Annotated in this window: 21 protein-coding genes; 7 read left to right on the top strand and 14 right to left on the bottom strand. The window is 67.9% G+C overall.

What is annotated here, in order from left to right; all coding sequences use genetic code 11:
- Window positions 1-90: 90 nt before the first annotated feature.
- From ACR81A_RS10000 to pheS, 6 genes are all read right to left on the bottom strand, one after another.
- Entirely contained in the window at window positions 91-1,986 is a 1,896-nt protein-coding gene (locus ACR81A_RS10000) for a YhgE/Pip domain-containing protein (protein ID WP_202381244.1), read from the bottom strand.
- Window positions 1,983-2,585 (bottom strand): hypothetical protein, encoded by a 603-nt coding sequence (locus ACR81A_RS10005; RefSeq protein WP_440311723.1) that lies wholly within the window; start codon window positions 2,583-2,585, stop codon window positions 1,983-1,985. The genes ACR81A_RS10000 and ACR81A_RS10005 overlap by 4 nt, the downstream gene beginning before the upstream one ends.
- Window positions 2,586-2,727: 142 nt before the next feature.
- Window positions 2,728-3,645, bottom strand: a complete 918-nt coding sequence (locus ACR81A_RS10010) for a VOC family protein (RefSeq protein WP_440311724.1) — start codon at window positions 3,643-3,645, stop codon at window positions 2,728-2,730.
- Window positions 3,646-3,760: 115 nt separating this feature from the next.
- Window positions 3,761-4,195, bottom strand: a complete 435-nt coding sequence (locus ACR81A_RS10015; protein WP_440311725.1) for a DUF6891 domain-containing protein — start codon at window positions 4,193-4,195, stop codon at window positions 3,761-3,763.
- A 3-nt stretch (window positions 4,196-4,198) separates the two neighbouring features.
- Window positions 4,199-6,811 (bottom strand): phenylalanine--tRNA ligase subunit beta, encoded by a 2,613-nt coding sequence (gene pheT / locus ACR81A_RS10020; RefSeq protein WP_440311726.1) that lies wholly within the window; start codon window positions 6,809-6,811, stop codon window positions 4,199-4,201.
- Window positions 6,811-7,851: a phenylalanine--tRNA ligase subunit alpha gene (pheS, locus tag ACR81A_RS10025; RefSeq protein ID WP_202381239.1), complete on the bottom strand. Its 1,041-nt coding sequence runs from the start codon at window positions 7,849-7,851 to the stop codon at window positions 6,811-6,813. Before pheS ends, pheT begins: the two co-directional genes overlap by 1 nt.
- Before the next feature lie 104 nt (window positions 7,852-7,955).
- On the opposite strand from pheS, the gene ACR81A_RS10030 reads away from it, so the two are divergent.
- From ACR81A_RS10030 to ACR81A_RS10045, 4 genes are all read left to right on the top strand, one after another.
- The gene (locus ACR81A_RS10030; protein ID WP_440311727.1) at window positions 7,956-8,594 is read left to right on the top strand and encodes a hypothetical protein; all 639 of its coding nucleotides are present in this window, start codon (window positions 7,956-7,958) and stop codon (window positions 8,592-8,594) included.
- Window positions 8,595-8,711: 117 nt separating this feature from the next.
- A complete protein-coding gene (locus ACR81A_RS10035) occupies window positions 8,712-9,407 on the top strand; it encodes a copper resistance CopC family protein (RefSeq protein ID WP_202381237.1) in 696 nt (231 codons plus the stop codon).
- On the top strand, window positions 9,404-10,048 hold the full coding sequence (locus ACR81A_RS10040) for a copper chaperone PCu(A)C (protein ID WP_237462239.1): 645 nt from the start codon (window positions 9,404-9,406) through the stop codon (window positions 10,046-10,048). The genes ACR81A_RS10035 and ACR81A_RS10040 overlap by 4 nt, the downstream gene beginning before the upstream one ends.
- Window positions 10,035-11,330, top strand: a complete 1,296-nt coding sequence (locus ACR81A_RS10045; protein ID WP_440311728.1) for a Dyp-type peroxidase — start codon at window positions 10,035-10,037, stop codon at window positions 11,328-11,330. The genes ACR81A_RS10040 and ACR81A_RS10045 overlap by 14 nt, the downstream gene beginning before the upstream one ends.
- A 356-nt stretch (window positions 11,331-11,686) precedes the next feature.
- On the opposite strand, the gene ACR81A_RS10050 is transcribed toward ACR81A_RS10045, so the two are convergent.
- The 4 genes from ACR81A_RS10050 to infC all read right to left on the bottom strand — a co-directional run bounded on the left by ACR81A_RS10050 (window position 11,687) and on the right by infC (window position 13,972).
- On the bottom strand, window positions 11,687-12,484 hold the full coding sequence (locus ACR81A_RS10050; protein ID WP_440311729.1) for a TrmH family RNA methyltransferase: 798 nt from the start codon (window positions 12,482-12,484) through the stop codon (window positions 11,687-11,689).
- 127 nt (window positions 12,485-12,611) lie between these two features.
- Window positions 12,612-12,995 carry a 50S ribosomal protein L20 gene (rplT, locus tag ACR81A_RS10055; protein ID WP_202381234.1) on the bottom strand — a complete coding sequence of 128 codons (384 nt, stop codon included), beginning with the start codon at window positions 12,993-12,995 and terminating at the stop codon, window positions 12,612-12,614.
- Window positions 12,996-13,044: 49 nt separating this feature from the next.
- Entirely contained in the window at window positions 13,045-13,239 is a 195-nt protein-coding gene (gene rpmI, locus ACR81A_RS10060) for a 50S ribosomal protein L35 (RefSeq protein WP_025133275.1), read from the bottom strand.
- Window positions 13,240-13,318: 79 nt separating this feature from the next.
- Window positions 13,319-13,972, bottom strand: a complete 654-nt coding sequence (gene infC / locus ACR81A_RS10065) for a translation initiation factor IF-3 (protein WP_202381233.1) — start codon at window positions 13,970-13,972, stop codon at window positions 13,319-13,321.
- Between the two features lie 213 nt (window positions 13,973-14,185).
- On the opposite strand from infC, the gene ACR81A_RS10070 reads away from it, so the two are divergent.
- Entirely contained in the window at window positions 14,186-14,605 is a 420-nt protein-coding gene (locus ACR81A_RS10070) for a DUF1844 domain-containing protein (protein ID WP_202381232.1), read from the top strand.
- 61 nt (window positions 14,606-14,666) lie between these two features.
- Here the strand turns inward: ACR81A_RS10070 and ACR81A_RS10075 are convergent, their stop codons facing one another.
- Complete coding sequence (locus tag ACR81A_RS10075; RefSeq protein ID WP_440311730.1) at window positions 14,667-15,101, bottom strand: Lrp/AsnC family transcriptional regulator; 435 nt, start codon at window positions 15,099-15,101, stop codon at window positions 14,667-14,669.
- A 79-nt stretch (window positions 15,102-15,180) separates the two neighbouring features.
- Here ACR81A_RS10075 and ACR81A_RS10080 point away from each other — a divergent pair, with 79 nt between their 5' ends.
- Window positions 15,181-15,936: an AzlC family ABC transporter permease gene (locus ACR81A_RS10080; RefSeq protein WP_202381230.1), complete on the top strand. Its 756-nt coding sequence runs from the start codon at window positions 15,181-15,183 to the stop codon at window positions 15,934-15,936.
- Complete coding sequence (locus tag ACR81A_RS10085) at window positions 15,929-16,255, top strand: branched-chain amino acid transporter permease (protein WP_202381229.1); 327 nt, start codon at window positions 15,929-15,931, stop codon at window positions 16,253-16,255. The genes ACR81A_RS10080 and ACR81A_RS10085 overlap by 8 nt, the downstream gene beginning before the upstream one ends.
- 49 nt (window positions 16,256-16,304) lie before the next feature.
- Here the strand turns inward: ACR81A_RS10085 and ACR81A_RS10090 are convergent, their stop codons facing one another.
- The 3 genes from ACR81A_RS10090 to ACR81A_RS10100 all read right to left on the bottom strand — a co-directional run bounded on the left by ACR81A_RS10090 (window position 16,305) and on the right by ACR81A_RS10100 (window position 19,082).
- On the bottom strand, window positions 16,305-16,454 hold the full coding sequence (locus ACR81A_RS10090; protein ID WP_202381228.1) for a methionine/alanine import family NSS transporter small subunit: 150 nt from the start codon (window positions 16,452-16,454) through the stop codon (window positions 16,305-16,307).
- Entirely contained in the window at window positions 16,451-18,076 is a 1,626-nt protein-coding gene (locus tag ACR81A_RS10095; RefSeq protein WP_202381227.1) for a sodium-dependent transporter, read from the bottom strand. The genes ACR81A_RS10090 and ACR81A_RS10095 overlap by 4 nt, the downstream gene beginning before the upstream one ends.
- A 109-nt stretch (window positions 18,077-18,185) precedes the next feature.
- On the bottom strand, window positions 18,186-19,082 hold the full coding sequence (locus ACR81A_RS10100; RefSeq protein WP_440311731.1) for an SseB family protein: 897 nt from the start codon (window positions 19,080-19,082) through the stop codon (window positions 18,186-18,188).
- Window positions 19,083-19,090: the final 8 nt, after the last annotated feature.

The following is a 19,090-nucleotide window of genomic DNA, read 5'->3' on the forward strand; positions in this document are numbered from 1 at the left end:
GCAGCCGCAAGCATTTCGAGGGATCAGGGATTGAATGTATACAAAATGGCGCTCGGCTCGGCGACCTTCGCGTCAAAGCTGACGCCACAACTAGCCGATCAAGCTCGGTTGCAGATCACGCAGCGTGCGCGACCGCATCATCCGGGACACTCCAATCGCCGCAAGAAGCACCGCGATCACGAGGACAAGCCCGAGCCTCAGCGCATCGAGACCCGCGTGACCCAGATCCCCGCCGTACATGAGTTGTCGCAGGCCGTCGACCGCAAACGACATCGGAAGGTAGTGGTGCAGCGTCGCGAGCGGTTCGGGAAGCGTCTGCCAGGGGAACGTGCCGCCGGCGGTGACAAGCTGCAGCACCATGAGCACGAGCCCCATGAACTGCCCAACGCTGCCGAGCCACACGTTCAGCGCGAGAATAATCGCGGCGAATGTGGCCGAGGCGAGCGCCATCATGCCGTACGCAGGGATGGGGTGCGCGACCTGGAACCCGAGCGTGCCCGCGACGATGCCGAACAGCGCGAGCATCTGAGCTGCGCCGAGCAGAGCGGGGGTGAGCCATCCCGCAAGCGTCACCCGCAGCGGCGCATGCAGCGCGGTGACCGCGCGGCGCGACACTGGTTTCAGGATCAGGAAGAGCGCGTAGATACCGATCCAGGCGGCGAGACTCACAAAGAACGGCGCGAGGCCCGCACCGTAGGTCCCCGCCGAAGTCACCTTGTCAGTGACCACCGAGACCGGATCAGCGATGTTCGCCGCCTGCTTTGCACGCAGATCCGCAGTGCTCTCGGGCAGCTTCTGCACCCCTGCTCCCAGCGCGTCACGGAGCTGGGTGCTACCAGTCGCGAGCTGCCCGATCCCGCTCTCAAGCTTCGGAGCCCCGTCTGCGAGCTGACCCAGCCCATCGTTCAGCGTGCCGGCGCCGCTTGCCGCGTCCCGGATTCCGGCGGTGAGCTGCGGCGCAGCGTCCGCAAGCGCACGGGCACCATCAGCGAGCTGCTGGGACCCCGCGGACAGTTCAGTAAGCTGCGCGCTCGCGCCCTGCACCCGGGAGTTCGCGTCGCGCAACACGGTATCGGCTTCGCCGAGACGCGCGTTGACCCGATCGATCACGCCGGAGTCGACTCCGGCTTTCGTGAGCTCCGCGAGAATGGCCTCCCGCTCCCCCGCGAGTCGATCGGTCGCACTCTGGCTCGCGCCGGCAACCTCACGACCGAGCTCCGCGACCGAGGCGTTGCCCGCCGATACTCTCGCGGCACCATCCGCAAGCTGAGCGGACTGCCCCGGCAGCGCGCTCGTTCGGTCCTCCAGCGTTCCGAGCCCGGCGGCGAGCGCACCGGAGCCGCTATGCGCCGTGGCAAGTCCTTCTGCGAGTGTTTGTGCGCCGCTACGGGCGGTGCCCGCGCCGTCGGCAAGCTTGCCTGCACCGTCACGGGCATCCCCGAGCGACGTCCGCACCTCCGCCAGCCCGTCGAGCATGGCCCGCGAGGCCTCACGCCCCACGGATTGGACGATCTGCGCCTGCACGCGCTTCACCGCCTGCTCACCGATCGTTGTGGCGAGGTAGCTGTTCGCATCATTGGTCGTCAACACGACCTGCGCCTGGTGGGGATTGTCCGTCTGCGAGGACTGCAACGATTCCGTGAACTCGCGCGGGATCGTGAGCGAGAAGTCGTACGCGCCCTCCGCGATGCCCAGTTCCGCGTCCTTTGCGCTGACCCGATGCCAGTCAAAGCTGCCATCTTCCACGAGGTTGTCCGCGACCTCGTCGCCGATGGAGCGGACGGTGTCGCCTGACTTCACCCCGGCGTCCTCCACCACAAGCGCCACCGGCACCTGGTCAAGCTTTGCGTAGGGATCCTGGTTGGCCCACAGGTAGAGGCCGCCGTAGAGCAGTGGGACGCACATCAGGGCAATGAAGGCGAGTCGCGCCATTGGCGTCGCCCACAGGCGGGCAAACTCTGCCCGCACCATCTGCAGCACCTTCATCGTGCCCCTCCTTGCTCATTTTCCGCCAGTTCCGTGCTTCCGCGCAGCGGCGTCACTTCGCCCGTGCGCCACCCGTCTGGGTGGGCGTCGATAGCGGCTCGGGCGGCGAGCCCCGCGATCACGAGCACGGCGTGCCCGCGCTCCGCGAGCTCGCAGGCGATGCCCCACCACTCCATTGGATCGCCGCCGTGACGGTCGGGTGAAACAAGCACGATGCCTTCGACCCCGGGGCGACGCAGCGCGAGCTCGCACAACACTCGAACCCGCACTTCGGGTGCCAGTTCGGCGAGCGGTGTGCGCGCGTGATCGGCAAAGCCCAGACTGCGGAGCTCGCGTCGGGCCGCGAGCGGGCGCGGCGGCTCCCCCGCGAACATGAGTTCTTCTGCGACGACGTGCTCGAGGCGGACGTCGCCGTGCGGTTCGCTCACATCAGGGGCATCAACAAGTGCGATGCGCCTCCTGAGCTCACGCGCGCTCGGCTCGCCGTCGAGCAGCACCTCGCCCGAATCCGGCCGCATCCGGCCACTCACGATCAGGCCGAGCACGGTGGGGCGCTGCGCGGTTTCCGCTTCAACGAACACCGCCGTGCCTGAGCTCATCTCGACGTCTGTGGGTGGAAGTGCTCGGCCAGCCGGCCCCTTGCTCACTCCGCTTGCGCTCACCTGCACGGGTGCTCCCCTCCGCCGCTCTCACTGGACTCAGGAAGTCTAGCGGTGCACAGACCGGGCGGGATCACGCACACTACAGCTCAGCGATGATGAGCTTCTTCATTTCGAGCATCCGCTCGAACGCGCCGGGGTGCGCCATGAGCTCCCCCATATTCTCGGGGACGATCTGCCAGCTCACGCCGAAGCGGTCTGCGAGCCAGCCACACTGCTCCGCTTCGGGAACTGCCGAGAGCGCGTCCCACAATCGATCGATCTCTGCTTGGTCGACGCACTGCACCTCGAGCGAGAGCCCGCAGCCGAATGTCTCCGTCTGCGTCGTCCCCGAGTCCATCGCCGCAAACCACTGATCGCCGATGCGGAATTCACCGAACATCAGTGCCTCTGCCGATGCCGGGCCCGTCGGCTCACCATACGGTACTCGCTGGCCGGGCCCGGCATCGGGAAAGACCTCGGAGTAGAACTCGATCGCCTCGTCGGCACGGTTCTGCACCGGACCGCCAAACATGAGACATGGCACGACAGCGGGCCGCGGGTCTCCATCGGGATCCGTGAGCATCAGCTGCCAGTTCACGCCGTAGCGGTCTTCAACCCAGCCGTAGCGGGCGCTGAACGGGTACTCGCCAAGCGGCATGCGCACCTCGCCGCCGTCGCTCAGTCGTTCCCACGCCGCATCGAGCTGCTCGCGGGCCTCGATTGCGCCGCCACTCATCCGCGCGGGATCGAAGTTCAGCATGAGCGACAGCGCCAAGTTGGGCCGAAACTCGGGCCCCGCATTCACGAGAACCAACCGGTAATCACCCACGGTGACGGCGACCGTCAGCGGCTCACCCGCGAGCGGCTCCTGGAACGGCAGCAGCCCCTCCGTGGGGTAGCGAGACTCCACGGTGTAGCTTGTGTCAGGAAGCGCGCCCGCGTAAAACGCACCGGCCTCAGCGGCAGTTCCGTTGCACCAAATGTTCGGTACGACGCGTTGTGTCGTGTGATCGCTCATCTATCCCGCTCCCTTGCTCACGCCGCAGCGTGCAGCGTGCGGCGGCTCTGCGGCAAGTATCCGCCTCCTGGGCAGCGCACCACAAGGGGAAGACCGGGAGAACACCGGCGTATTTTCAGGATGCGTCGAGCGTCGCCTGGGGCACCCGCAGCAGGACACGGGTGCCGAGGTCCTGATCCCACTCGACCTCGAGGCCGTGCTGTCGCAGTACCGGGAACACCGTCTCGGTCAGGAGCGCGGTCACGATCTCTGCGTAGCGTTCCTCGCGTGCGGACTCAGCGAGCGCTTCCCATTCGTCCTCGGTAAAGAACGCGTCTAGAAATGCGCCGTAATTCAGAAACGTTTCGCCGGACTCGGCAAGCCACTCGGCATCCTGTGAGTGGTAGAACACGTAGCCGCGCGAGCCGCCGCTCTCGTCACGTTCATCCCAGATCTCTGCGTCGCCGCAGGTTCCGCAGCAGGTGAATGCGGTGCGAGCGATCACCTGAGCGTCTGCGAGCGCGGCGAACGCCTGAGCGATCTGTGTCTCGGGGTTCGCCGCGCTCGTCATCACTTAGTCCCGCAGCTTCGCGTCGAACGCGAGTTCCGCTGCGGCGACGCCGGCGAGCTTGGCCTCGCTGGCCTCCTCCGCCTTCAGCGTACGATCCTCAGCGCGGAAGCGGAGCGCGAACGTCAGCGCTTTCTGCCCGTCGGCGATACCGGTTCCCCGGTAGTCGTCCACGATGCGGGCGCTCTCGAGCAGTTCGCCGGCCCCAGCGGTGACGACCGCGAGCACATCGCCCGCGGGCACATCGGCGCCCACGACGAGCGTGAGATCCTGCGTTGCCGCGGGGTAGGTGGACAGCTGCTGGGTCTCGGGCTCACGCGGGGCCAGTTCGATGATGCGGTCGAGGTCAAGCTCGAACGCGGCGACGCGACCCGGGAGGTGGGAATCGGCCACGAGCTCGGGCAGCAGTTCGCCGGCAACACCAACGACCTCGAGGCCACCGTCCTCGCCGTCCACATCAGAGGCGACGCGAATGCTCAGCTCGGCGGTGCGGCCCGGGTGGAATGCACGGTGCGTGCCCTGGGTGACGACGAGCTCGGCCGCGACGGCACCAGCGACGATGCGGGCCGCGTCAAGCGCGTCGGCCCAGTCCACCGCGCGAGCGCTTTCGCCGGCCTGCTTGGCAACGGCGTCGCCGATCAGCAGCGCTGCAGCACGGCGCGGCTGGTGCGGCACGGACGCGTAGAGCGCAGCGAGCGTGTCCGTATCGGGCAGCTGCGCGAGCGGCGGCACCACGTCTGTACCGAGGTCGGCACGCGGTTCGAACACCGAACCGAACTCGACGAGGGCGAGGTCGGTGAGGCCACGCGACACGTTCCGCTGAGCGGCAGTCACGAGTCCGGGCAGCAGCGAGCGGCGCATGAAGGGCGATTCCCCATCAAGCGGATTCGCGAGCTTCACGGCAGCAACCGGGCCGTCTGCGTTCTCGGACTGCGCAACGCCATCAAGAACTGGGATCGCGGGCTCCGCGCCCGCGCCGAACGCCTCGAGCTGCGCACGGCTGACGAACGGGTAGCTCTGCACCTCGTCAAGCCCGGCCGCCGTGATCACGTTTGCCGCGCGACGACGCAGTCGCTGCACGCGCGTGAGGCCACGGCCTGCGGGTGCCACGGGCAGCACGGAGGGGATGCGGTCGTAGCCGACAACGCGGGCGACTTCCTCAATGAGGTCAGCGGGCCGCGTGAGGTCCGAGCGCCAGCTCGGCGGGCTCACCAGCAGCACAGCACTTCCCGCGGCGTCGGCGGGAGCGTCAGCGACAGTGCAGCCGATCATTTCGATCGCGTTGCGCGCCTCCGCGTCCGTGTAGTCGGTACCGAGCAGGCCGTTAATGCGCGCGAGCGGCAGCTCGATCTGCGGCGCCGCCCACGGCGCGAGAAGCTCGGCGCCCAACTCGTCCGCGGTGCCACCTGCGAGCTCGACGAGCAGGTCGACCATGCGCTGCGCTGCGGCGCGCGCGACGAGCGGGTCAACACCGCGCTCGAAGCGCTTCGACGCCTCGCTCGGCAGCTTGTGGCGACGCGAGGTACGCGCGACCGAGATCGCGTCGAACGATGCCGCCTCAATGAGCACGTCGGTGGTGGTCTCGTCGGCCTTCGTCGAGTTGCCGCCCATCACGCCGGCGAGCCCAATGACGCCCGACTCGTCCGTGATCACGAGGTCCTCGGGGTGAAGGGTGCGCTCCTGGCTATCGAGCGTCACCAGCGTCTCGCCCGCCGTCGCACGGCGCACCGTGATGCCGCCGGAGAGCTTCGCGAGATCGTAGGCGTGGAGCGGCTGCCCGAGCTCCAGCATCACGTAGTTCGAGATGTCCACCTCAAGCGAGAGGCTGCGGATGCCCGCGAGCTGCAGGCGCGCCACCATCCACGCGGGGGTGGGACGCGACTGGTCGATACCGCGCACCACGCGTGCGATGAAGCCGGCCGCGCCGACACGACCGCGGATGGGCGCCTGGTCATCGATCACCACGGAGAATCCGGTGCCCGTTGCGGGGTTCACTGCCGTCGCGGGGTCGCGGAACGCCGCCCCCGTCGCGTGCGAGACCTCGCGTGCGACGCCACGAATCGAGAATGCGTAGCCGCGATCCGGCGTGACGTTGATCTCCACCGCCGTCTCGTCGAGCCCGAGGAGCGCCTTCGCATCGGCGCCCACCTCGGGGTCAAGCCCGAGCGTGGAGAGCACAATGATGCCATCGTGATCCTCGCCGAGCGACAGCTCACGCGCCGAGGCGATCATGCCGTCAGAGACGTGACCGTAAGTTTTGCGGGCAGCGATCTCGAAACCGCCGGGCAGCACAGCACCGGGCAGGGTCACCACGACCTTGTCGCCCACCTCGAAGTTGTGCGCACCACACACGATGCCGCGCACGTCCTCGCCGCCGTCGGCCGCGTTCTGGCCCTCGGGCGCGACGCGCACCTGGCACCAGTTGACCACCTTGCCGTTGGAGTGTTCCTCAGGCTCACGGGAGAGCACCTCGCCCACGACGACGGGACCGCTGACATCGAAGCGGCGGATGTCCTCTTCCTCGAAGCCGACGCGCACCAGATCGGCGTGCACCTCTTCGGGGGTCACTCCCGCGGGGAGCTCAACAGATTCGCCGAGCCAGCTCAGTGGAACGCGCATTAGACCAGTCCTCCGAACTGACGGTTGAAGCGAACGTCGCCCTCAACCATGTCTCTCATGTCATTAATGTCGTGACGGAACTGCAGGGTCCGCTCGATGCCCATGCCGAACGCGAAGCCCTGGAACTCGGTCGAGTCAATCCCTGCGGCGTCGAGCACGCGCGGATCGACCATGCCGCAACCGCCCCACTCGACCCAACGCGCGCCGCCCTTGGCGTTCGGCTGCCACACGTCCATCTCGGCGGAGGGCTCGGTGAAGGGGAAGAAGTTGGGGCGCAGGCGGATCTTCGCTTCCTCGCCGAACATCTGGCGCGCGAAGTGCTCGAGCGTGCCGCGCAGGTGCGCCATCGTCAAACCGCGATCGATCGCGATGCCCTCGATCTGGTGGAAGACGGGGGTGTGCGTCGCATCGAGCTCGTCGGTGCGGTACACCCGGCCGGGCGCCACAACGTACACGGGCAGCTCGCGGCCGAGCAGCGACCGGATCTGCACGGGTGAGGTGTGCGTGCGCAGCAGCAGGTGGCGGTCCGCGGGCTCCACGAAGAAGGTGTCCTGCATCGCACGTGCCGGATGATCGGGATCGAAGCCGAGCGCATCGAAGTTGAACCACTCGTGCTCAACCTCGGGCCCCTCGGCGATCTCCCATCCCATGCCGACGAAGATGTCTGCGGCCTCTTCCTGGAGCTGCGCCAGCGGGTGCCGCGATCCCGCGCGCTGACGCGTCGGAGCAGCAGTCACGTCGACGGTCTCTGCGATGAGGCGTGCGGCGGCTTCCTGCGCGACAAGATCGGTCTCGCGCGCCTTGTAGGCGCCCTCGATGCGTCCGCGAGCCTGGCCCATGAGCTTGCCGGTCGCGGCCTTCTCATCCTTGGGCACTTCGCGCATGCGGGCGTTCAACTGAGCGATGGCCGAGCCGTCGCCGGCGTGCGCCGTGCGAGCGGATTTCAGCGCCGCAACAGAGTCGGCTGCGGTAAACGCGGCAAGCGCTTCCGCGACGGCCGCGTCGGCGGCTTCCTGGGTGATCGGATTGAGGTCTGACACGGGGGTCAAGTCTAGCCTGTGCGCGTGAACGGCGTGCGTGCGCCGCACGGGGTGCTGCGCCAACCGGGGCATTGCTCAGCTCGCGGCCGCGTAGACTGGGGCGCATGCAGAGCTCGCGGCGTTCCCCGCGGGTCGTCCCGGATGCCGGAATGACCCGTGGCGTTCGCGTATTCCGCGGCTCGCTCGGAGCCACGGTAGCCGTGCTGCTCGCCGCGGCTTCGCACGGGATCGCCGGTGGCGTGATCACGTGGCCGTCGGTTGCGGCGACTGTGGTGCTCACGCTGCCACTGTGCGTCGCGCTGGCCGGCCGCGTCGGGTCGCTCTGGCGGCTCGCGCTCGCGGTCTCCGCCGCGCAGTTCCTCTACCACTGGACGTTTGCGGGCCTCGGCATTTCTGCCGTGGGTGGTGGGAGCGGCGAGGTCGTCTCACCCCACGCCGCGCACTTCGCCGCGCTCGAGAGCTTCTCGCCCCGGCTCGCCGAGGCTGGCGCAGCCGACACCGCGATGTGGGTGTGGCACGTGATCGCCGCGGTGCTCACCACGGTGCTCCTCGCACGCGGCGAGCGCGCGTTCCTCGCGCTCGGGCGAGCGCTGCAGCGGGCGTTCCCGGTGCGGCAGCGCGCCCTGATCCCCATCTCGGATCGAGTCGCCCCGCCACAGAGCTTCGCGATGCCGCCGCGGCTGCGCGATCGGTTGCTCGCAACAGGCGCGATCTCTCGGCGCGGCCCGCCGCGCTTCGCCTGATTCCACTCAATCCTTTCCCGCGCCCGCACTCATTTCGGGGGCTCCGCTTCGCGCACCTGCCCGGAGCGGCCAGAGGCGCACACGGACCCGGCGCACGCCGGAGAGAATCAGGAGACCATGTCTCACACACCAGCATCCGCCGCACGTCATCGAGCGTCCCTCGGTCTTGCGGCAATCGCGCTCCTCGCGGGCGCAACCACACTCGGCGTCGCGGCACCCGCGCTCGCCCATGACGAACTCATCGGCACGGAGGTGGTCGCGAACGCGAGCACCGGCGCAGTCGAGGCGTTCGAACTGAAGTTCAACAACAGCATCATCGAGGTTGGCACCGAGATGGTAGTGACGGGGCCGGACGGCGCCGACGCAAGCGATGGCGAGCCCGAGATCGCAGGCCCCGTGGTCACCCAGAAGCTGAGCGCGGACCTCGCGCCCGGCGACTACTCGGCAGCGTGGCGCGTCGTTTCGAGCGATGGCCATCCCATCGAGGGTGCATTTGGCATCAGCGTGGCCGAGGACGGCACCGGCGAGATCGTCGCTGCCGCACCCGCGGAAGAAAGCGCCGACCACGAGCACGCGGACGAGACCGAGGCGCACGAGCACGGCGCTGACCACGAGCACGGCACCGAGGACGCGCAGGGCGCCGACTCCGCTGGCCTGCCCGTTGGCGGCCTCATCGCCATCATCGGCGGCGCTGTCGTCGTGATCGGCGGCGTCACCGCTGCCATCGTTGGCCGCCGTCGCCGCGCACAGGGCATGGCCGCAGACACCCAGAACTTCACCGACACCGCCTCGACCGAGGGAGACACCAAATGAGCCGCTTCACCACCGCACTGACCGCCGCAGCACCGAAGACCCCCGCGAAGCGATTCGCCGCGTTCTCCGGGGCGACACTCGCCGCGGCACTGCTGCTCACCGGCTGCTCCTCCGCTCCCGCTGCGGAGGCCCCCGCGAAGCAGAACACGCAAGAGGCCCACGCGGAGCAGGGCGGCCATGCGACGTTCTCGATCGAGGGCGGCTGGGTCAAGGCACAGGAGGGTATGACCGGCGTCTTCGGCACGCTGAAGAACTCGGGCGATACCGACCTCACCCTGGTGAGCGTCGAGAGCCCCGCCGCGAAGATGGTCGAACTGCACGAGACCGTCACCTCGGGTGCCACGGCAACCATGCGCGAGGTGGACGGCGGGTTTGTGATCCCGGCCGGCGGCTCCTTCGAGCTTGCGCCCGGCGGCAACCACATCATGTTCATGGACATGCCGAAGGCGATCCTGCCGGGTGACGACGTGTCGCTCACGCTGCACTTCGATGACGGCTCGAAGGCCGAGGTCACCGTACTCGCGAAGGCGACCGAGGGCGCCCAGGAGAACTACGAGGGCGGCGACTCCGAGAACAGCGACATGGATCACGGCGATATGGATCACGGCGATGCCGCGAGTGATGAGCATGCCGCACACTAAGCCCGGTTCCGTTCCGAGCAGCGCGGCCCCCGTCTCGGGGGCCGCGCCCGCGGAGGCTCAGCCGCGCGACGAGCGTCGGATCGGCCGTCGCGCCCTCCTCACCGGGGGCGCGGTCGGTGCGGGCCTCGGCGCTGCGCTCGGCCTGGGTGCGGCGCTCGGCATCCCCGCACTGCGGGAGGCGAGCGCACCGGCCGCGGCAGAGGACGATTTCGGGGGCGAGACGCTCCCCTGCCACGGGGCGCACCAGGCGGGCGTTGTCTCGACGCCCACCGCGCACCTGCGGTACCTGTCGTACACGCTGAAGCCGGAGACGGACCGCGACGCGATCCGCCGGATGTTCCGCATCCTGAGCGGCGACGTGGAGGGCCTCACCTCCGGCGCGGCGCCGCTTGCTGATCCCGAGCCCGAGCTCGCTGCTCGTCCGTCGCGCCTGACCATCACGGTTGGTGTCGGCCCCGAGCTTGTGAACCGGGTGGATCCGGCGAAGCGCCCAGCTTGGCTCGGCCCGCTCCCGAAGTTCTCCCGGGATCGGCTCGACGGCGCGCACGATGGGGGCGATCTACTGCTCCTCCTGCAGGCAGACGACCCGCTTCCCCTCGCGCATGCCACGCGCATGCTCGAGCGCGATCTGCGCACCTTCGCCGACCTCGCGTGGAGCCAGCAGGGTTTCCGCCAGGCCCGCGGCGCCGAGCCGTCCGGCACCACCATGCGGAACCTCATGGGGCAGGTCGACGGCACGATCAACCCGGCGCCGAAAGATGAGGACTTCGCAGACCTCGTGTGGGTTGGCGCTGCCGATTCGGCCGCGGCTGGCGGCGGGTGGCTCACCGGGGGCTCGGCGCTCGTGCTGCGTCGCATCCGCATGGAGCTCGACACTTGGGATCAGGTGGATCGGCCCGGACGTGAGCAGACCATCGGACGCACGCTCGACGATGGGGCTCCGCTCACCGGCGGTACGGAGCACACCCCTGTCGATTTTGAGGCGAAGAGTGCCATCGGGCTGCCGGTGATCCCGAGCTACGCCCACATTCGGCGCGCGCACTCCACGGATCCCTCAGAGCGCATCTATCGGCGCGCTGCGAACTACGATGAGGGTGGCGAGTCCGGTCTGCTCTTCGCGTGTTTCCAACGGGATCCGCGTACGCAGTTCATTCCGATCCAGCAGCGTCTCGACGAGCTGGACCTCCTCAACGAGTGGGTCACGCACACCGGTTCCGCGGTGTTTGCGATCCTGCCCGGCTTTGCTCCCGGAGAGTCGCTCGGCGCGTCGCTCCTCGGGTAACGCGCGGGCTCTGCCGTGCGCGTGGGGGCCTGCTCCCACGCGCACGGCGTTCGCCCCGCTCGCGCGCGCTTGCCTCGGAACCGCCCCACCCGACCGTGGCACTCAAACTCGCCGGAGAAATCCGCAATTTCGGACGCACTCCGGCGAATTCGGCCGCGTTCCCGCATTTCTCCAGCGCGGAGCACGAGACGAGCTATCCAGAGCTTGGGTGCACCGCGTCACATCGAGCCGGAATCCCCCGCCCACGGGGCCATCCCAGCCGCCCCACCGCGAATCGGGGTCACTGCGGCAGGGTGTCGCGGAGGTGAGCCCAGCAACACCGTGACGCAGTGACCCCGATTCGCGGGGTGCACGGGTTAGCTGCGCTGCGCGAACGCGGTCTCGTAGATCAGCACGCTTGCCGCGGTGGCGAGGTTGAGCGACTCCGCTGCGCCGTAGATCGGCAGCTTCAGGCTCCGGTCAGTGAGCCCGCGCTCTGCTTCGGAGAGCCCGCGGGCCTCGTTTCCAAACACCCAGGCAACCGGTCCATCGAGCACGCCCTCGGAACGCGCCGCCAGCAGTTCATCCCCTCGCACGTCCGCGGCAAGCGTCGTGACCCCCGCAGCGCGTGCAGCGTCGACCGCTGAGGCGAGATCCGGCGCGACCGCGACCGGCAGATGAAACAGCGACCCGGTCGTGGAACGCACGACCTTCGGGTGAAACGGATCGATGCTCTCCCCCGTAAACACGACCGCGTCGGCGCCCGCGGCGTCGGCGGCCCGCAGCACGGCACCGGCGTTGCCTGGATCGCGCACCTCGTGCAGAATCGCGACGAGCCGCGCACCTGCGAACACGTCGGCGAGGGAGCTCTCCCAGGTGCGGGCAACCGCGATGACGCCCTGCGGGGTGATGGTCTCGGCCATTGCGGCGAGCACGGGCTCCGTCACACGCTCAAGCGCAACATCTGCGTCCGAAGCCAGCCGGTCGATCTCGTGCTGCCACGATTCGGTGCCCATCGTGGCGAAGACGATCTCGGCAAGCTCCGGGCGGAAGGCGAGCAGTTCGCGCACGGCCTGCGGCCCCTCGACGAGGAACCGCCCCTGAGCCTGGCGCTCCTTCTTTCGGGCGAGCGCCGCCGCCTTCTTTACGCGCAGGGACTTCGGGTTCTCAATCACCCCGCAAGTCTACCGAGGCGGCGGCGGTGCCCCCGCCCGTGAATACGCAGAAGGCCCCGCCGCGAGCCACCACCCAATGGGCGGGCCTTCACGGACGGGGCCTTCTGACGAATGCCGAAGCGGTGCGTTACGCAGCCTTGGGCGCCGAGGTGTCCTCGGGCAGCGCGTTCTTTGCAACCTCAACGAGCGAGGCGAAGGCCTTGGGCTCGTTGGTGGCCAGCTCGGAGAGCATGCGGCGGTCAACCTCGACACCCGCGAGGCCGAGGCCCTGGATGAAACGGTTGTAGGTCAGGCCGTTGGCGCGGGCACCAGCGTTGATGCGCTGGATCCACAGGCGACGGAAGTCGCCCTTCTTCTTGCGGCGGTCGTTGTACGAGTAGACCAGCGAGTGGGTGACCTGCTCCTTGGCCTTCCGGTACAGGCGCGAACGCTGTCCGCGGTAGCCCTCAGCGCGCTCGAGGATGACGCGACGCTTCTTGTGGGCGTTGACGGCCCGCTTTACTCTTGCCATTTCAGTTCTTCCTTACAAACTCTGTGATGAAAAGCGTGGTGCTCGTGGCTTAGTGGCCGAGGAGCTTCATCGCCTGCTTGGCGTCACCCTTGGACAGCACCTGCTCAGCGTTCAGGCGGCGCTTGCGACGCGAGGACTTGACCTCGAGGTTGTGGCGCATGCCGGCCTGCTGCTTCATCAGCTTGCCGGAGCCAGTCAGCTTGAAGCGCTTCTTGGCCCCCGAGTGGGTCTTCTGCTTTGGCATCGATTTCTCCTTGTTGTGTGCGCGCCCGAGGGCTGCGTTGTGCACGGCACCAGCGGCGCGGGGCGCGCTGCGCCGACAATTAGTCGTCGGAATCGGCAGGTCCGGAGACCTTGTCCGCCTTCCGCGTAGCCTTCTCCTCGGCGCGGCGAGCGTTCTGCTCGGCCTTCGCCTCGGACTTGTTCTTGAGCGGGGCGATGACCATCACCATGTTGCGGCCATCGATCCGGGGGTTCGACTCGACAGTGCCGAACTCGGCAATGTCTTCTGCGAACTGCTGGAGCAGGCGGACACCCTGCTCGGGGCGCGACTGCTCGCGGCCACGGAACAGAATCATTGCCTTGACCTTGTCGCCCTGGGACAGGAAGCCCACGGCGCGCTTGGTCTTGGTCTCGTAGTCGTGCTTGTCGATCTTCAGGCGGAAGCGGACCTCCTTGAGGACCGTGTTCGCCTGGTTGCGACGAGCTTCCTTGGCCTTCTGAGCAGCCTCGTACTTGAACTTACCGAAGTCCATGATCTTGGCCACTGGGGGCTTCGAGTTCGGGGCAACCTCAACGAGATCGAGATCGGCGTCGGCTGCCATGCGCAGTGCGGTCTCGATCGGCACGACACCGACCTGCTCGCCACTGGCACCTACCAGTCGCACCTCGGTGACGCGGATTCTGTCATTCGTACGGGGATCGCTGATCGCCGGCTCCTCTGCTTCAGTGTGGCCACTCCCAGTCGGGAGAACCATGGACGCTCCCTTACGGGAGTCACGGAGAGGAAGATCAGGATCGCGCACGCGCCATCCCACACCCTTCAGTGCTGCCTCCTGGGAGGCGGGGTGTCAACAACCCGATAACCTATAACTGGTGCCGGGTGGGAGAATCTCCTCTTCCGCGTCTCGGCGTGAACACCGAGAACCGAATCAATGTTAGCACACCACAGCCGCAACAGTCAGGACAGCATGAGCGAGAACCCCAGCGATCAGCCGCAGACCGAGCCCGCAGCAGCAGAAACGGGCCCCGAGGCGCCTGCGCAGGAGGGCGCACCCCACGAGGACGTCGCTCAGGCGACGCGCGATATCGCGGACGTTGCCGCGGTCGAGGTCATCACCACGGCTGCCGTGCACCTGCTGAGTGCCGCCGCAGTCAAGGTGGGACTGGCCGACGATCCCGAGTCGCAGATCGACCTCGACGAGGCCCGCAAGCTCATCAACGCACTCGCCGGACTCATCACCGCAGCGGCCCCCGAGGTGAGCGACATGCACGCGCGCAGCCTGCGCGATGGCCTCCGTTCGGTGCAGCTCGCCTTCCGCGAGGCGTCCGCCATCCCCGACGCACCGGGCAAGGGCCCGGGCGAGAAGTACACGGGACCGGTGAACTAAGCCGTCTCGCCACAGCGACCCACGGCGCACGCAACGCGCCCCCTGAGCTCCCGCTCCGCCATCATCCCTTGATGTTCTTCATGGCGAAGTGGGAGCTCACTTTTCCCACCCCGCGAATCGACATGATCCGCTTGGTGAGGAACTCCTCATAGCCAGCGAGGTCGGCAACCGCAATGCGAAGGTAGTAGTCCGGGGTTCCAAAGAGGCGCTTGAACTCGGACACCTCGGGCAGCGCTGCGGCCTCCTGCTCGAATCCCGTCACCACCGAAGCTTCCTGCGTGACGAGATCGACGTGCAGGATGACCTCGAACCCGCGGCCCACCGCGTGCGGGTCGACCTCGGCCCGGTAACCACGGATCACGCCTTCCGCTTCGAGCCGCTGCACGCGCCGGAGGCAGGGGCCCGGCGTGAGGCCCACACGCGCAGCGAGATCCACATTGGTCATGCGGCCGTCGGCCATGAGCTCTTCGATAATTGCGTGATCCAGCGCGTCCATGCAGCTATATTGCCCGATTCTTGCCATTTCGGCACGATCACGCATGCACATTGCGCGGAATCTCCGCAAATATAGTCCTATGCACGAACCCCCCAGCGACCCGCCATCTCCGAGCGGGTCCACCTCGCCCGCCGGGGATGACGTCCCCGTCACACGCGCGGCCCAGATCCGCGCCGGCCTGGGTGACTCGCTCGGCGTAGGAATCGGCATCTTCCCGCTCGGGATCGCACTCGGCGTACTCGTGGTGCAAGCCGGGCTCCCCTGGTGGCTCTCACCCGCGCTCGCAATCGGTGTGTTCGCGGGCTCGGTCGAACTGCTGCTCGTGGGGATGCTCGCTGCAGCGACCCCGCTCATCACCATCGCCGTGACCGTGTTCGCGGTGAATTTCCGTCACGTGTTCTACGCGCTCTCGTTCCCGGCCCAGCGGGTCCGCGCCGGCCTGCCGCGCGCCTACTCGATCTATGGGATGGTCGACGAGGCATACGCAACGTATGTGTTGATGGCGCCGGAGAAGCTTTCTTCCGCCCGCATGGTGAGCGGCCAACTCGCAATGCAGGCCTACTGGGTGAGCGGCGGGCTCGTCGGCGTCGCGATCGCGGCGGCGCTCCCCGAGCCGATTGAGGGGTTCGAGTTCGCGCTGGTGGCACTCTTTGTCGTGATGACACTCGACGCGCTGCGCAGCCGGCGCGAAATCCCCTCAGCGGTGCTCGCGGGGCTCGCGGTCGGCGTCGCGCTGCTGCTTTTCCCCGGCCAGGCACTCCTTGCAGCACTCATCATGTTCACGGCCGCCCTCGCAGTGCGCTACGTCCTCACGAAGGGTGCCACAAATGCCTGACGTCACCTATCTTGTCGCCGGTGTCGTGGTCGCAGGCCTCATTACTCTCGGGCTCCGAGCCCTGCCATTCGCGATATTGAAGCCCCTGCGAAAGTCCAAGTTCGTCCAGGCCCTGGGGCGGTGGATGCCCGCCGGGATCATGCTCATCCTGGCCGTCGTGGTGCTGCGCGACGAGCTCGTCGCCCGACCGAATCAGGTGTGGGCGGTCCTCGCCGCCACCGCGGTCACCGTGGCGGTCCACCTGCTGTGCAAGCGGCGCGCGCTCCTCAGCATTGCTGCGGGCACCACCTGCTACGTGCTACTGCTCAACCTGCTGTAGCGTGCGAGCGCGCCACACGCACGCACGCACGCACCAGCAGCGTTGCCGACTACTCGATGCGCTCGAAGGCGCCGTCTTCGCCACCTGCCGGGTACTCGGCGACCTCGGGGCGGCGCGCGAGGAACACGGTGCTTGCGATGAGCCCACCCCAGATGATGGTGAGCGCGAGGACCAGGAAGGTGATGGCGATCGGGGTCATCGTGCGTTCTCCTCATCAATTCCAGCTGCGTTCTGCGTGGCTGCGGGGGTTGCGGCCGCGCCCGTGACGCCCGAGACGCGTCGGGTAGGAACGGGCGGCCACGGCGTAAACCGGTCGGGGTCGTAGCGCCAGGGCGCCGCGGTGAGCACGATCGAGCCGATGATCATGAGCGCCACCGATCCCCAGCCGACCAGCAGCAGGTAGCCGCTGTCGTAACCCGAGTAGGGTTCCTGCACCAGGTTAACGATCGTTGCGATGAGCATGTAGCCGAGCACCACGGGGCCGAGCACGGAGACGAAGAAGAGCCAGGTGCGCCCCACCTTGAAGGTGGACAGCACGCTCAGGTGGCCCGCGAGCTGCGTCCCCGCACGGCGAATCCACAGCACGGTAATGGTCATCACCACTGCGGAGGCCACGATCCCAATGTTGTTTGCCCAGTTGTCGATCGTGTCGAGCGCGGTGAGACCCGACTGGGTGCCGAAGAGCACCACCGAGATCACCGCGAGCACGCCGCCGATGCCATACACGGCACGTCGTCGCGTCAGCCCAAACTTGTCCATCACCCCGGCGAGGATCACCTCCATGATCGAGATCATTGAGGTGAGGCCCGCGAGCGTCAGCGCACCAAAGAAGAGCGCGCCGAAGATTTCGCCGCCCGGCATCTGCGCAGCGATCGCGGGGAAGGTCATGAACGCGAGGCCGACGCCCTTCAGGCCTTCCAGGTCAGCGACCGCGACGCCCTGCTGGTGCGCGAAGAAGCCCAGGGTGGCAAAGACGCCGATGCCCGCGAGGATCTCGAAGGATGAGTTGCCGAACGCGACGACGAGACCGGGGCTCGTCATGTTCGAGCGGCGGCGGCGGTACGAGGCGTACGTCATCATGATGCCGAACGCCACGGAAAGCGAGAAGAAGATCTGGCTGTACGCGGCCACCCACACCGAGGGGTCGGCGAGCGCCGCGAAGTCGGGAGTGAAGAGGGCGTTCAGCCCCTCTGCCGCGCCGGGCAGGAAGAGCGCGCGCACCACGAGAATGAGGAAGCCGACTACGAGAAGCGGGATCGCAATCATGTTGAGGCGCTGCACGCCCTTCACGACGCCTGCACCGAGCACCACGAGCGCGACGATCCACATCAGGATGAGCGGGATCAGCACCGCCGGCACGAAGGTCATGCTGAACGGCTCGTCCGCAAGCTGCAGGTACTCGCCGGTGAAGTACCCCGCAGCGTCGCTTCCCCACTTGAGATCAAAGGAGTACACGAAGTAGCTCGAGGCCCAGGCCAGCACCGCCGTGTAGTAGATCGCGATGAACACGCAAATCATCACCTGGAACCAGCCAATGCCCTCGCCCAGCTTTCCGGCGAGGCGGCGGAGCGCGAGCGGGGCCGAACCCCGGAAGCGATGCCCAATCGCGTAGTCGAGAAACAGGATCGGGATCCCGGCTGTGAGGAGTGCGACGATGTACGGGATCAGGAAGGCCCCGCCACCGTTCTCGTACGCGACGCCCGGGAATCGCCAAATGTTGCCGAGGCCAACCGCAGAGCCAATGGCCGAAATGATGAATCCGAGCTGGCCGGTCCATTCGGCGCGCTGGGGCGCGGCGGGTGCTGAGGTGGTCTGCGTCATCGTTCTCGCTTCGTCTGGGGTCGGAACCGTGAGCGAACCCCTCACGGCGCCGGAGGCACCCCGCGAGCGTAGCAGGCCGACACCCAGGCCGCGCGAAACCGGGCGCGGTTTACTGCGCTGCGCTCGGCCGAACGCGCATCGAGTCAACGCGCTCGGCGATGATCTCCGAGCTCGCCCAGCCCGCCTGAGCGCGCTCGAGCAGCGCGGTGAGTGCGTTCCGGTCGAGCCCTGGGGCCAAGCGCACATGCACGTCGACCTCGGGTGCGAGCAAGCGCCCCTCGGGATCCCCCGGCGCGAGCCAGAGCTCTGTGACAGCGGGCTCCCCCGCGACCGCTGCACGGAACGCCGCGAGGACTTCCTCATCCGCCCAGGCCGGCACGTATCGCTCACCGAGCGCGAGCGCCCGAAGCGCAGGGCGCCGAATCCCGTACTCGGCGTCCGCGGTCGCCGCGTCGAGGATGATGAGGTCCGTCTCCTCCTGCACCGCAGCGAGCGCCGCCTGGGTCGCGGGCACGGGAATCGGCCGCGCCTCCTCGTGCCACTTCGTGAGTGTGTCGACGGAGGAGAACACCGGGAGCACGCGTCGGCCATCGGGTGCCGCGACCGTCACGATGGACAGCTCCTGCGTTTTCTCGACGGTCTTCCCCTCCGGGGTGAGTCCGAGGTCTCCTGCCTCGGCCAGCATCGGGACGAGCACCCGGGCGGTGCCGAGCGACTCGATCACTGCGGCGTGCGCTTCGGCAATGTCAGCAACCGCTGCCCAGTGCTCCGCAGCGCTCTGCGCCGCGGCTGCCGCGCTCGCCGCCCGGCGCAACCCCGCGACTGCCGCAGCGACGTGCTCGGGCGTTGCCCCGTCGTCGTCGGCAAAGGCGGTGCCGTGGTGGTCGAAGGTGCGCCCCTCCCACGGAAACCCCGCGGAATCGGCCGCGCCCCCGGGCACCAGGCTTTCGGGGACCCCGGTAGAGCGGGGCGCGTCACCCGTTGAGGGGAGTTTCTTGATCGCCACCGTGGCCG

This window comes from Leucobacter chromiireducens, assembly GCF_051993095.1.
Taxonomy (GTDB): Bacteria; Actinomycetota; Actinomycetes; order Actinomycetales; family Microbacteriaceae; genus Leucobacter; species Leucobacter chromiireducens.